This is a genomic window from Nibribacter koreensis, assembly GCF_039541795.1.
GTDB classification, from domain to species: Bacteria; Bacteroidota; Bacteroidia; order Cytophagales; family Hymenobacteraceae; genus Nibribacter; species Nibribacter koreensis.
Map to the genome: position 1 here is coordinate 1,678,060 of NZ_BAABGX010000002.1, position 12,666 is coordinate 1,690,725.

At 51.2% G+C, this 12,666-nt stretch carries 13 protein-coding genes; 9 read left to right on the top strand and 4 right to left on the bottom strand.

Going from position 1 to position 12,666, the window contains the following annotated elements:
- Positions 1–41 precede the first annotated feature (41 nt).
- The 5 genes from ABD880_RS14495 to ABD880_RS14515 all read left to right on the top strand — a co-directional run bounded on the left by ABD880_RS14495 (position 42) and on the right by ABD880_RS14515 (position 5,950).
- Positions 42–734 carry an ABC transporter ATP-binding protein gene (locus ABD880_RS14495; protein ID WP_345167538.1) on the top strand — a complete coding sequence of 231 codons (693 nt, stop codon included), beginning with the start codon at positions 42–44 and terminating at the stop codon, positions 732–734.
- 10 nt (positions 735–744) lie between these two features.
- Positions 745–1,986 (top strand): ABC transporter permease, encoded by a 1,242-nt coding sequence (locus ABD880_RS14500; RefSeq protein WP_345167540.1) that lies wholly within the window; start codon positions 745–747, stop codon positions 1,984–1,986.
- Positions 1,983–3,164, top strand: coding sequence for an ABC transporter permease (locus ABD880_RS14505; RefSeq protein ID WP_345167543.1), 1,182 nt, complete (start codon positions 1,983–1,985; stop codon positions 3,162–3,164). The genes ABD880_RS14500 and ABD880_RS14505 overlap by 4 nt, the downstream gene beginning before the upstream one ends.
- Before the next feature lie 112 nt (positions 3,165–3,276).
- Positions 3,277–4,659: a sigma-54-dependent transcriptional regulator gene (locus tag ABD880_RS14510; RefSeq protein ID WP_345167546.1), complete on the top strand. Its 1,383-nt coding sequence runs from the start codon at positions 3,277–3,279 to the stop codon at positions 4,657–4,659.
- A complete protein-coding gene (locus tag ABD880_RS14515) occupies positions 4,643–5,950 on the top strand; it encodes a sensor histidine kinase (protein ID WP_345167548.1) in 1,308 nt (435 codons plus the stop codon). Before ABD880_RS14510 ends, ABD880_RS14515 begins: the two co-directional genes overlap by 17 nt.
- Positions 5,951–6,026: 76 nt before the next feature.
- On the opposite strand, the gene ABD880_RS14520 is transcribed toward ABD880_RS14515, so the two are convergent.
- From ABD880_RS14520 to ABD880_RS14530, 3 genes are all read right to left on the bottom strand, one after another.
- Entirely contained in the window at positions 6,027–7,244 is a 1,218-nt protein-coding gene (locus tag ABD880_RS14520; RefSeq protein WP_345167551.1) for a gliding motility protein GldB-related protein, read from the bottom strand.
- A gap of 26 nt (positions 7,245–7,270) precedes the next feature.
- Positions 7,271–7,567: a hypothetical protein gene (locus ABD880_RS14525; RefSeq protein ID WP_345167554.1), complete on the bottom strand. Its 297-nt coding sequence runs from the start codon at positions 7,565–7,567 to the stop codon at positions 7,271–7,273.
- Between the two features lie 196 nt (positions 7,568–7,763).
- Positions 7,764–8,672, bottom strand: a complete 909-nt coding sequence (locus tag ABD880_RS14530) for a DUF72 domain-containing protein (protein ID WP_345167556.1) — start codon at positions 8,670–8,672, stop codon at positions 7,764–7,766.
- 411 nt (positions 8,673–9,083) lie between these two features.
- Between ABD880_RS14530 and ABD880_RS14535 the strand changes: the two genes are divergently transcribed.
- Together ABD880_RS14535 and ABD880_RS14540 are read left to right on the top strand one after the other, a co-directional pair.
- A complete protein-coding gene (locus ABD880_RS14535; protein ID WP_345167558.1) occupies positions 9,084–9,815 on the top strand; it encodes a septal ring lytic transglycosylase RlpA family protein in 732 nt (243 codons plus the stop codon).
- A gap of 247 nt (positions 9,816–10,062) precedes the next feature.
- Positions 10,063–10,974, top strand: coding sequence for a toxin-antitoxin system YwqK family antitoxin (locus ABD880_RS14540; protein ID WP_345167561.1), 912 nt, complete (start codon positions 10,063–10,065; stop codon positions 10,972–10,974).
- Between the two features lie 51 nt (positions 10,975–11,025).
- Here ABD880_RS14540 and ABD880_RS14545 read toward each other — a convergent pair whose 3' ends face one another.
- Positions 11,026–11,424 (bottom strand): YraN family protein, encoded by a 399-nt coding sequence (locus ABD880_RS14545; RefSeq protein WP_345167563.1) that lies wholly within the window; start codon positions 11,422–11,424, stop codon positions 11,026–11,028.
- Positions 11,425–11,506: 82 nt separating this feature from the next.
- Between ABD880_RS14545 and lipB the strand changes: the two genes are divergently transcribed.
- Both lipB and ABD880_RS14555 read left to right on the top strand, forming a co-directional pair.
- The gene (gene lipB, locus ABD880_RS14550; protein WP_345167566.1) at positions 11,507–12,241 is read left to right on the top strand and encodes a lipoyl(octanoyl) transferase LipB; all 735 of its coding nucleotides are present in this window, start codon (positions 11,507–11,509) and stop codon (positions 12,239–12,241) included.
- Positions 12,225–12,629, top strand: a complete 405-nt coding sequence (locus tag ABD880_RS14555; RefSeq protein WP_345167569.1) for a hypothetical protein — start codon at positions 12,225–12,227, stop codon at positions 12,627–12,629. Before lipB ends, ABD880_RS14555 begins: the two co-directional genes overlap by 17 nt.
- Positions 12,630–12,666: the final 37 nt, after the last annotated feature.

Below are 12,666 nucleotides of genomic sequence, written 5' to 3' on the forward strand. Positions count from 1 at the left end.
AATAGCACATCAGCACATTAAATCATTAGCACATTAAAACTATGATACAGTTATCTAACATTGAAAAAGTCTACCGCACCAAGACAATAGAGACGGTAGCCCTCAACTGCGTGAACCTGCACGTGGAACGCGGCGAGTTTGTGTCCATCATGGGGCCCTCGGGCTGCGGCAAGTCCACCCTGCTCAACATCATGGGCCTGCTGGACGAGCCTTCTGCCGGACAGGTGGTGATTGACGGACTTCCCGTGAAAACGCATTCTGACAAGCAACTGGCCAAACTGCGCAATGAGAAGATCGGCTTCGTGTTTCAGAGTTATCACTTAATCCATGACCTATCTGTGGTGGACAACGTGGAACTGCCCTTGCTGTACCGCAACATCTCAGGTTCAGAGCGCCGCAAACGGGCGTTGGAGGCCTTGGAGAAAGTAGGCTTGAGCACCCGCACCCGTCACTTCCCAAGTCAGTTGTCGGGTGGTCAGCGTCAGCGCGTGGCTATTGCGCGGGCCTTGGCTGGCAATCCAGAGATCATTCTGGCAGATGAGCCTACCGGTAACCTGGACAGCGTAATGGGTGAGGAGATCATGGACATCCTGTTAAGATTGAACAAGGAGGAAGGTACCACTATTGTGATGGTGACGCATGATGAGCACATGGCCCACAAGACCAGCCGCCTCATCAGGTTCTTTGACGGACAGCAGGTGGCAGATTCTTTGGTTCTAGAAGCGCAGATTTAAGACCACGGCCATGTTAAAGAACTACATAATAATTGCCTGGAAGGTCTTGCAACGGCGCAAGTTCTTCACCTTCATCAGCCTCTTCGGGATCAGTTTTACCTTGATGGTTTTGATGGTGGTGACCTCATTGTTTGACCATGTGTTTGGTCCGCAGATGCCCGAGCGTAATTCTGACAAACTGCTTTTTGTGAACATGATCCGGCAGGAAGGAGAAGAAGGAAATAGCATGAGCGGTCCGCCCAGTTATTACTTTCTGGACCATTACGTGAAGAAACTGCAGACGCCAGAGAAGGTCTCCATCAGCTCAGTCTTCACGCCTTTGAACAGCTACGTGCAGAATAAAAAACTGGCTTTGGACCTTAAGCATACAGACCAGGCTTTCTGGGAGATTCTGGACTTTGATTTTGTAGAAGGCCGGGCCTTCGGCAAGACAGAACTGGACAATGCCAGCCACGTGGCGGTCATCAATGAAAACACGCGCAAGCAATATTTTGGGGGCGAGTCTGCTTTGGGAAAGACCATTGAGGTGAACCAGGTCAAATACAAAGTCATTGGTGTGGTGAAAGACGTGCCCGTGCTCAGAGTCCATTCTTACGCAGACGTGTGGGTGCCTATTACTTTGCGCCAAAGCGAGTTCAAGAACGATGATTTGCGTGGTATGTTCTTCGGGATTATTCAAGCAAAGAGTACTGGGGACCTTTCTGCGATCAAAGACGAATACGCCCGCATGATGACCCAGGTGAAAATCAAGGATCCCAAGCAAGGGACTACGCTCTATTCTTTCCCAGACACGCTCTTAGAAGCCTTTGCCCGAACGTCATTGGGCGGTGGCAGAGAGTCCAGCGTAGGTTTGTTTTATACCCTGCTAGCCATTGCGGCCTTTCTGTTCATGCTATTGCCTACCATGAACCTGGTGAACATCAACATCAGTCGTATTCTGGAGCGGTCCTCAGAGATTGGCGTGAGAAAAGCATTTGGGGCATCCTCTAAAGTGATTATCGGCCAGCTTGTGGTGGAGAATGTGTTTTTGACCTTCTTGGGCGGAATGCTGGGCCTCGTCCTTTCTTTAGGGGTTATGCAGTTAATCAACAACAGTGGCGTCATTGCCTATGCAGACCTGGGGCTTAATGTGAGGGTGTTTGCCTGGGGCATCTTGCTCTGTCTGGTGTTCGGGTTGATTTCTGGGGTTTACCCTGCTTATAAAATGTCACGCTTAAACGCCGTCGAGGCACTAAGAGGAGGTACAAAATGATACGCCATCTGTTTAAATTGATCTGGAACCGGAAGAAAAGTAACTTCCTGCTGATCTCTGAAATATTCTTTTCCTTTCTGGTGCTGTTTGGGGTCCTTAGCTTTGGGCTCTACAATTACCACAACTACCAAAAACCACTGGGCTTTACCCATGACGACGTCTGGTTGTTGACGTTACAAACCCAGTCAGATTCTACCGCAGAAAAACTAGCCGTGGAGGAACAAGTGATTCAACGCATGCGCAGTTTCCCAGAGGTGGAACAGGTGGCGTTCACCAGTGGCAATGCCCCATTCGCCTTTTCTTCCATGATGAACCGGCTTTCTTACGGCAACGTCAAAGACCTGGACGCCAACCAATATGACGTAGAAGACGCGTATAAAGACGTGTTGGGGTTAAAGATAGTACAAGGGCGTTGGTTCGGGCCGCAAGACGGCACCACTCTACATGAGCCCATTGTGATCAACCGCCAATTGCAAAAGGACTTGTTTCACGGCGAAGACCCCATTGGCAAGTTGCTTACTCCTATCAATGACTCGGTGCAGTACCGCGTGATTGGGGTGACAGACTACTTTAGAGCCTCTAGTGAGTATAGCCCAGAAGAAGGTGCTTTCTTCACTCGCATCAACAGACAGAAAGACCAAAGCACCTGGGGAAGCCTTTTGATAAAAGTCAAGCCGGGCACGGGAGTAGCCTTTGAAGAGAAGATGATGCGGGAGCTGGGATTGATTGCCAAAGGCTGGACCATGGACGTCTCTACCTTGGAGAAAATGCGCCAAACCAAATCAAGGCTTACCCTGGTGCCTTTGATAGCATTAGCTGTAGTCTGCGGGTTTCTGGTGTTCAACGTGGCTCTGGGTTTGTTTGGCGTACTGTGGTATAACATTAACAAGCGCACAGGTGAGATTGGCCTGCGCCGCGCCATGGGGGCCACCACGCGTCAGATCAGGGCTCAGTTTGTGGGCGAAGTGGTGGTACTGGCGTTCTTTGGCGTAGTGCTGGGCTTGTTGCTGGCCGTGCAGTTCCCCTTGCTGGACGTGTTTCAGGTTGCCTCTGGCATCTACTGGCAGGGCATGGCCTTGGCGGGACTGTTCATCTTCCTGCTGACCACGCTCTGCGCCCTATATCCCAGCCGACAAGCCTCAGGCATACAGCCGGCCGTGGCCTTGCATGAAGAGTAAAGCTTAGCGCTATTATGATTCATTGATGCGTTTTTGGCCTGTTTTTCAGAAAACAGGCCAAAAACGTTACCTTCATACTATCAATTGACCACCGTCTTATCTTTCTAGTGCCATGATTCTTATCATAGACGATGACGTTGCCGTACGGGCCTCCTTGAGTTTGCTGTTAAAGCAGGCAGGCTATGCCACGGTGCAGGCAGCCAACCAGCCCGAGGCGCTGCAGGCGGCGGCCAAACACCGGCCCCAACTCATGCTCATGGACATGAACTTCTCCATGGAGACCACCGGCGAGGACGGCTTGCAACTGTTAGGCCAACTGAAAAAACTCTACCCGGCTATTCCGGTGATCTTGATTACCGGTTGGGGTTCCATCAACCTGGCGGTAGAGGGCATCAAAGCCGGCGCCTCTGATTTCATCACCAAGCCTTGGAACAACGACTACCTGCTGCAGGCCATAAGAACGGCCATTGACCTGTCCCTGCCTGCCCGCGAAGCCGCCACCGATAAACTTACTCGCAAAAAGCTGGATGAGCTCTATGACTTCTCCATGATTGTAGGCGAAGACGCGGGTCTGTTACAAGTACTCCGCAACGTGGGCCAGATTAGCGCCACCGACGCCTCTATCTTGATTGAGGGCGAAAGCGGAACGGGCAAGGAACTCATCGCCGAGGCCATCCATAAAAACAGCCACCGCGCCAAGGCGCCTTTTGTGAAGGTGAACCTGGGCGGAATCTCGGCAAGTCTGTTTGAGAGTGAGATGTTCGGGCACCGCCGCGGCGCGTTCACAGACGCCAAAGCCGACCGTGTGGGCCGGTTTGAGATGGCTAACAAGGGTACCATTTTCCTGGATGAGATTGGCGAACTGGACCTGTCGAGCCAAGTGAAGCTACTGCGCGTGCTCCAGGACCGCACCTATGAGGTGTTGGGAGACAGCCGCTCGCGCAACTTGGACATTCGCGTCATCTGTGCCACCAACCGCGACCTACGCGAGATGGTCTTGGAAGGCAAGTTCCGGGAAGACCTTTATTATAGAATCAACTTAATCACGGTACGCCTGCCCGCCCTGCGCGAACGTCCCCAGGATATTCCCCTGCTGGTGCAGCACTTCGTGAACAACCTCAAGAAAACCTACCACAAGCAAGAGCTGGAGGTAAGCGCCAAAGCCTTGGCCTGGCTAAAGGAGCAGCCTTTGCCCGGCAACATCCGCGAGCTAAAGAATCTGGTAGAGCGCACGGTGCTGGTGTCTGGCAAGAGCCTGCTCACCGAGGAAGATTTCATGAACCAGATGCAAGGCGGCTTGCGCAAGCAGGAAGACAAAGCCTTGCCGTCTGTGGGTGCCATGACCTTAGATGAACTGGAGGCCAGCATGATCAAAAAGTCCATGGCCCATTATAATAACAACGTGAGCAAGGTGGCCAAAGCCCTGGGCGTGAGCCGAGGTTCTTTATACAGAAGGCTGGAGAAGTTTAACATTCCGTATGACGCTGCGGAGTAAGTTCATCCTCACCGTTGTGCTGCTGTACCTGGCCATGGGCGTGCTGGCCTGGCAGCTGTTGCGCTTTGACAAGGTGCTCTTTGTTGTGGCGGAGGCCTTGATTGTCATCAGTCTGGTGTTTACCTACCGGTTGTACATGTCCTTTGTACGGCCCATGAACTTGATTGCCGCCGGCGTAGAATCCATCAAAGACCGCGACTTCTCCATCAAGTTCATGGAGACGGGCCAGAAGGAAGTGGACCAACTCATTTCTGTCTATAACCAGATGATGGATGAACTGCGGCAACAGCGCGTGACCCAAACCGAAAAGCATTTCTTACTGGAACGCCTCATTGAAGCCTCGCCGTCAGGCATCATCCTATTAGATACCTATGACCGCGTGGCGGGCTTGAACCCAGCGGCGGCGCAACTGTTACAGACTTCGGGCCGGAACGTGGTGGGCAAAGCGCTTGGCGAGCTGCCCGGCCACTGGGGTAACTCTTTAGAAAGCATTCCCAAAGACGAACAACGCGTAATCAGGCCCAACGGCATCCAAACCTACCGCTGCCGCAAAATCAGGTTCCTGGATCGGGGCTACCATCGGTACTTTATCTTAATAGAAGAGCTCACCCAGGAACTCTTGGAGAAAGAGCGCAACGCCTATGAAAAACTCATCCGGATGATGTCGCATGAGATTAACAACTCCATTGGCGCGGTCAACTCCATCCTGCATTCCTTCTCCTATTTTTCGCCGCAGCTCAACGCAGACACCAAGCCAGACTTTGACGAGGCGCTACAAGTCTGCATTACCCGCAACCAGAACCTGGCGGGCTTCATGGCAAACTTCGCCAACGTGGTGCGCATACCCGTGCCGGTAAAGCGGCCTGTCTCTTTGCATGAGTTGTTGCAGGACATTCATACCCTCATGGGGCCTAGCTTTGAACAGAAGCAGGTAAGCTGGCACTGGGAGCTGGACCAAGAATCTCCTATGGTGGCCGTAGATGTGCAGCAGCTGGAGCAGGTCTTGATTAACGTGGTGAAGAATGCCTTGGAAGCCACAGAGCCGGGCGGTTGGGTGAAGGTGAGAACCAGTGCCAAGCCAGCGCAGCTGTTCATCCAGGACAACGGCAAGCCCATCACTCCCGAGGTGCAGGAAAAGCTGTTCTCGCCGTTCTTCAGTACCAAAGTGAACGGTCAGGGCATTGGCTTGACCATGGTGCGCGAAATCTTATTGCAGCACGGCTTCCGGTTCTCTTTGCAGACTGGCCAGGACGGGTTTACCACCTTTGCCATAGACTTCACGGAAGCATAAAGAGCCGCCCGTCGTTTTTGGGCTGTTTTCCAGGAAAGAGGCTAAAAACGACGGGCGGTTCTTGGTTGGTCTATTCTTAGTTAAACTTCTGGGCGTAGCCGCTTTGCTCAAAGAAGGCTTTGGCGTCCTTCATCTCCAGAATGTCTTTGATGGCCTGCTTCTTGTCCTGGGCTTTGTTGTAATAGGCTTCGCAGATTTTGTAGCCCATATAATAGCCTAAGTCAGCGGGGCGGTCTGGGCGTTCCTGGTTGCCGTTGCCAATCCAGTTATAGGCGCGTTGCAGGTACATTTCCTGCTTAAACTCTTTCCAAATCTGCCTCTCCCGCGGGTTGGCAAAGTCATGGATGCGCTTGTTGGTGTTCACCCCCGAAATCAGCTCGCCAATGAAATCGGCCATGCCTTCTGTTAAAGCATTTGCCAGGAGCGTGGTGTCGTTTTGGTTGGACTGAATGAAGTGGATCAATTCATGGGCAATAAGGGGCGGCACGTTGTGGACATAGTTGTAGTTGTTGCGCTCCCAGAGGTTGAGCTCGTGCAGGGGCACGTCTTCTGTGCGCGAGAACTGGTCAATGCCAATCAACAGGCCATTGTCTGAGGCCGTGCCCGCTGAGTTATAGCGCCCAATCACAAAATACACGTTGGGGAAGGTAGCCGCCGGGTACAGCTCCTTCATCTTCTGGAAGCTCTGGTAAATGGCCGGCTTCATGGCGTCTACCTGCAAGGTGTTCTTCCGGATGGCCGGGAAGAAGGCCTGCTTGTTGTTGAGGTTGTTCAGAAACAGTTCTACAGAGCTAATCTTGTTCTGGAAGTAGTCCTGCAAACCCACAGAGGCCTTACCGAAGTACTGCTGCTCAAAAATCTCTTGTTGCTTAGTGGGGTTCTTGGCCGCCAGGTCATAGGCTTTCCAGAAGTTGTGCACGTCTGTGGTCACCAGTTGGGCTTTGAGAGGGTCACCCAGCTGCGCCTGCTGTTTTTCCAGTTGGCCCACCACTTGCAGGTACGTCTTCTCTTTTCTGAGCAGGTCCAAATCGGTGTCGGTTTTAAGGTGGCTTACGTTTTTGTAGCCCGCTTTCACCGCCTGTTGTAAAGCCTTGAGTGCCGGTTCCTTCTGGCCTAGGAGCGCATAGCAGCAGGCAATGTTGTAATAGGTGCTGCGCACGTGCGCGCCCTGCGGCGTGGCTTTTATAGCCTGTTGGTACTGGTCAATGGCCTGGGTGTAATTCTTCTTGTTGTACTCTTCGGTGCCTTTCTTATTGAAGGCCTCATGCGCCGGCGGGGTATAGAAGGAGAACACCAGACGGGTAGTGTCTTTGCCGTTGGTCAGTTTAAATTGCTCTCTGGGCTTACCTTGTACGTGACGGCCAGGCTGTCTTTACCCAGGTTCAGCCACATGGTGTTGGGTCTGGAGGTAGGCCCAATGCGCACCAGCTTCTCCCTCCCAGCCTCGCTTACTTTAAAAGTATGCTTGTACTTGGTGGCCGGCATTAAGAGCGTCACGCTGTCTTGAGGCACTGACAACAAGGCGGGAGTTGTTTGGGCCAGAGACTGAATGGGGAGCACCGCGGTGGTAATAATGGCTTTCAGGAGGAGTTTTATAAGATGGGTAGAGAGTTTCATGACTAGGACACGCTTGTTTTAACCATAGATGCAAGTAGGTTGGCAAGGGTTGCCTATCGGCTTAGTTTTCTGCCAGATGGGGGCAGGCGGCAAACGTAGGGAAGAGGAATTCTGGAGGCTTGTCGTTTTTTGGGTGTTTTCTGGAAAAGAAGCTAAAAACGAAGCTTTCCCTCTATATATAGAGTATGTGCTCTTTTTAGAATAGCTGGCCTTGAATCATCTGGGGTAACTTCTTGGGGCGATTGAAAGAAATACCCGTGCGTTGCTCTAATTGGTCCATGAGAATTTCTAAGGCCGGTGGAGCGTCTAGTATTTCTTGCTGGTGCATAAAGAAGTACACCGTGTGCAGACCCTGTTCCAACCATTGGTGCAGACGGTGAGCCCAGTCTTGCAGTCTGACAGTGTCTGTGGCATGCAGCCCATGTCCGTTAAAGCGCACCATGGCCACCGGAGAAGTGAGGTGCATGTGCAACACGTCCCGTCGGCCGGCCACGTCTGTGAGGACCGTGGTCATGCCTAACTCTTCTAATAAAGCAAAGGCTTCTTCTTGCGTTGTGCCAGGCTTAAACCAGTCTGGGTGCCTGAACTCCACGGCCAGCGGCACCTCTTTGGGAAACTGCTCCAAGAACCTCCGCAGAATGTCAAAGTCCTCTGGCCCGAAGAACGGGGGCAGTTGCAGAAAGGCCATCCCTAGTTTGTTGCCTAGCTCTAAAATAGCCTCACAGAAGCGCTGAGTGGGCTCACCGACGTTCTGCAAAAGTTGGTCATGGCTGATGATCTGCGGAAGCTTGGGGCAGAAAGTGAAACCATCTGGTACGGCCTGTTTCCATTTGTGCACCGTGGGTAGGTCTGGAATGCGGTAGTGCGTGGTGTTCATCTCCAGGGTGTTGAACTGGCGGCCGTACCAATACAGCAGTTGGTTGTCTGGCGCACCGGCTGGATAGTAAGAACCCAGCCAGTTTTTATTCACCCACGTGGGGCACCCCAGGTAAAAAGACGGTTTGGTAGGACGTTCAGACCGCGCCAAGACCTGCGCCGTGGCAGGGTGGTCTGCCGGAAGTTCAAAGCGGGTGTTGCTAATGTCTGGGAGCCGTCCGAAATCCATGGGATAAATATATGCCTTAAACGATATTCGGCTAAAAAAGGAGGCCTTTTTTGATGTTATTTTCTGGGCTTGACTATTTTTTTTAGCGAAAGCCCACTTTTTTTTCTCGCTTTCTATTTTTCTAAGGACTTGCACCTGGTACCGACAGCCCTCCAGCAGTATTAAAATTTAGCTATACGTTCTGTATGCCTACATTCTGGCCTCTTAATGGAGAGAAAATCTGGCATACCATGTTTTATGAATAAAGTCATATTTATAAAATTTTATTTTGAACATTATAATAAATATATATAATTTTAGTTAGTTGTGCGGGTGGGCAAAGGAGGTCACTTTGGAGCTAAGAGTAGCTTTGAAAAAAATAATTCCTAATTTTGTCGCCTTAGAATTGATGTTCCACCAACAAAACCTACAATGGGGATACAGAAAATTTACCATGCAATTGTCGTTCTTTTCATATCAATCATCACCTTTGCCCCAACTGCTTCTGCGCAGGAGGTAGGCGAAACCCAAAAAGGCTTGGCCTCTTGGTACGGCGCTAAATACCACGGCCGCAAGACCAGCAGCGGCGAAGTCTACAACCGCCACAAACTCACCGCCGCCCACAACGGCCTACCACTGGGAACTGTGGTTAAGGTGACCAATCTCTCCAACGGAGAAAGCGTAACGGTCAAGATCAATGACCGTGGCCCGTTCAAAGGCCGCCGCATCATTGACCTGTCAGAAGCCGCCGCCAAGAAAATCCATTACCGCAACGCGGGTCTTACTGAAGTATCTGTAGAAGTGGTAGAGCTGCCCCAGTCATACATGGCCAAGCGCTCTACGCCCATAACGGCTCCTAAAGAAGTAACCGAAGAAACCGCGCTGGCGGCCAATACCGTGTCTTCTTACGTGATACAGGCGGGCGCTTTTGGCAACATAGCCAATGCGCAGGCTCAACTAGAGAAACTCAAGAAAATCTACCAGCAATTGCCGGTTTCCTTAATGGAAGAGACGGTAAACGGTAAAAAGGTGCACCGCATAGTGGCAGGTAAGTTCCAGGACAAAACCACCGCAGAGCAAGCCCGTCAGGATTTGGTGAAGAAAGGCTTCCCGGGACTGGTAAAAGAAATGAAGGAACCCGCCCTGGTGGTGAGTTCTATCTAAGCCTCCATTTGTGTTTATGAGTACCGCCAAGTTTGCTCTTGCAGGCTTGGCTTTTTTGTGTCTGCCGCTTTTGGCTTGATTTCCAGAAAACAAGGCAAAAACGACGGGCGCTGAATCTTATCAGGAAATTTTTGTTCTTTACACATGGACGTCACCTGCGCGGGCAATTGGCGTACAAGGCTTGTTCCATACCAAGGCGTGGAAAAGCGCGTTACAGAGAAGGTTTATTTTGATACAAAGGCATAGCATGAATTCATCTTTTATAGACTGGGGCAGACTGTTGCTGGTGGGCTTGGTATTGTCCCTGGCCTTTCCAGTGACTGGTGAGGCGCAAATCATAACCAAAGACAAGAAGAAAATCTTTTTCTGGCAGCGGGACAAGGACCTGGTGGATTTGACGCCGGCGGCAGACACCATGGCGGTTCTGGACTCTCTGGGTATGCCTTCTCTGGCCGTGGCCACCAAAGACAGCCTAGCCGAAGAAGAGAAAAACAACAAGAAGTCTAAAAAGAAGAAGGCTTATTTTGGCTATAGAGTGAAGAAGGGCTTCGCGCGGCAGGGCAAAGGCAAGAACCAGATTGTGGAGACCTTTCACTACCTGCGTGAGTTCCAGCAGCCTAACTCCTATGCCCCTGAGAAGTATTACTTTGATATAAAGAAGCGTGACGTGTTGCGCACCTTCAATTTTACGCTCAAGCCCAACCAAGCCTACATTCTGCACGGGCCTTATACCCGCATGCGGGGCGATGTGGTCATAGAGCAGGGCTATTTTTACAAAGGCACCAAGCACCTGCGCTGGGAGACCTTTAGAACAGACAGTACCTTAGCCAGCAAGCTGCATTATGAGAAAGGCTTCCCTAGGGACGCCGTCATTTCTTACTATGACGCCGCCAAGACCAAGATCAAAGAAGTAATCCCGTACCAGTACGGCGAGGTGCAGGGCCAGTACCTTAAGTTTTATGAGGACGGACAGCTGGAATGGCGCGGCACCTATGACAAAGGACGGAAAGTGGGCACCTGGTCACACTTCTATGATTACAGAGGCCGCCTTCAGCATGAGTTCCAGTACCCAGAGTCAGCTTATGACAAGCCCGCTGAGCCCGTCCTGACCAAGCATTATGACGCGTACGGCGTGCTGGTGTATGAGAAGAAGAATTAATACCTAAGCCTCGTTTTTGGCCAGTTTTCTGGAAAAGACGCCAAAAACGACTTAATGGAAGGCATCTTCTATGTGCAGAATCTCTGGGGTCTGGTGGTGCCAGAAGATGGAGACTATGTCAAAGCGCACTTCCTGCTGCCAGTCCAGCTCTTCTACCAGGGCCTCGGCGGCTAGAAACAACATTTCCTGCTTTCTGCCAGACACCGCTTCTTCTGGGTAGCCAAACTGACGACTGGTTCTTGTTTTCACTTCCACTAGTACCAAGAAATGACCTTTCCGGAAGACTAAATCCACTTCGGCGCGTTTAAAGCGGTAGTTTCTGTGCAGGAGCTCGTAGCCTTGGGCGACCAAATGGTGTTCGGCTGCTTTTTCGCCCTGCTGGCCTAAGGAGGTGTTGGTGCTCATTTTTGGTTGCTCCTGGTTAAATGAGTAATTTGCAGAAATTTCCATTGGACTGGTTTATACGTACATTCTTGCCGTTTGCCCAGCCCGTTGCGTGAACAAAAGGTTTTATCCATTTCAAGCAAACGCTGTGATTCAAAACAAAGAAGTGCTTCTGCAAAAGCTGGGCTTGATAGACTACCAACAGGCGTGGGATTATCAGGAGCAGTTATTTAAAGGCATACTGGACATAAAGGCGCAGAACCGTGCAATACAAGAGGGTGAGCAACAAATCACGCCCAACTACCTGTTGTTCTGCCAGCACCCCCATGTGTACACGCTGGGTAAGAGCGGCCATCTGGACCACTTGTTGCTAGATGAGCAGGGCCTGGCCCAGAAAGAGGCTACCTTTTACAAGATCAACCGGGGTGGTGACATCACTTATCATGGCCCGGGCCAGTTGGTGGCTTATCCCTTGCTGGACTTGGATAATTTTTTCACAGACATTCATAAGTACCTGCGCTTATTAGAAGAGGCCGTGATCATGACCTTGGCAGACTTTGGGTTGAAAACGGGCAGGATAGCGGGCTTAACCGGTGTCTGGCTGGATTTTGAAGAACAGAAGAACCCGCGTAAGATCTGTGCCATGGGCGTAAAGTGCAGCCGTTGGGTGACCATGCACGGCCTGGCCCTGAACGTGAACACAGATTTGAGCTATTTCGGGAATATTGTGCCCTGCGGTATTTCTGACAAGGCCGTTACCTCTCTGCAACAGGAGCTGGGCCGGCCGGTAGACATGCAGGAAGTAGAAGAAAAGCTCTTACTCCATTTTCAAGAGCTGTTTGAAGCAAGCATAGTAGAGAAAGCACATGAAGAAAGATATTGAGTTCCATGCAGTAGAAGGCGTGTCTGTGGCCATTGCCAAAGAAGTGAATGAACTGGGCCAGGAAGAATGGAACGTCTTCTTTATCAATAACAATGACCTGTACCTGGACAATGTGATGGTAGCCTCTAAAGGCTACGGGGAGCATGAGGGCCAGGAGGTGAAGACGTCTGTGCTACGGCATATGTTTGAACAGGTAGGCCCCAAGAGCTCTGTGCAGATTGAGCCCATTGACCCCGCCCTGTTTGGCATCACCAATGAATACTGGGTGAGCTATTACATAGGCCAGACTATCTATGACAAGAAGTTTTTGTTTGTGCCGGGGTCTGTGATAGAAGAAAACCTGATAGATATCTCTATATTGAACAAGCGCGGGGTGTTGCATTCCTAAGGGAATATGCATCTGCAAGCGGTAGCTTGCGTAATGG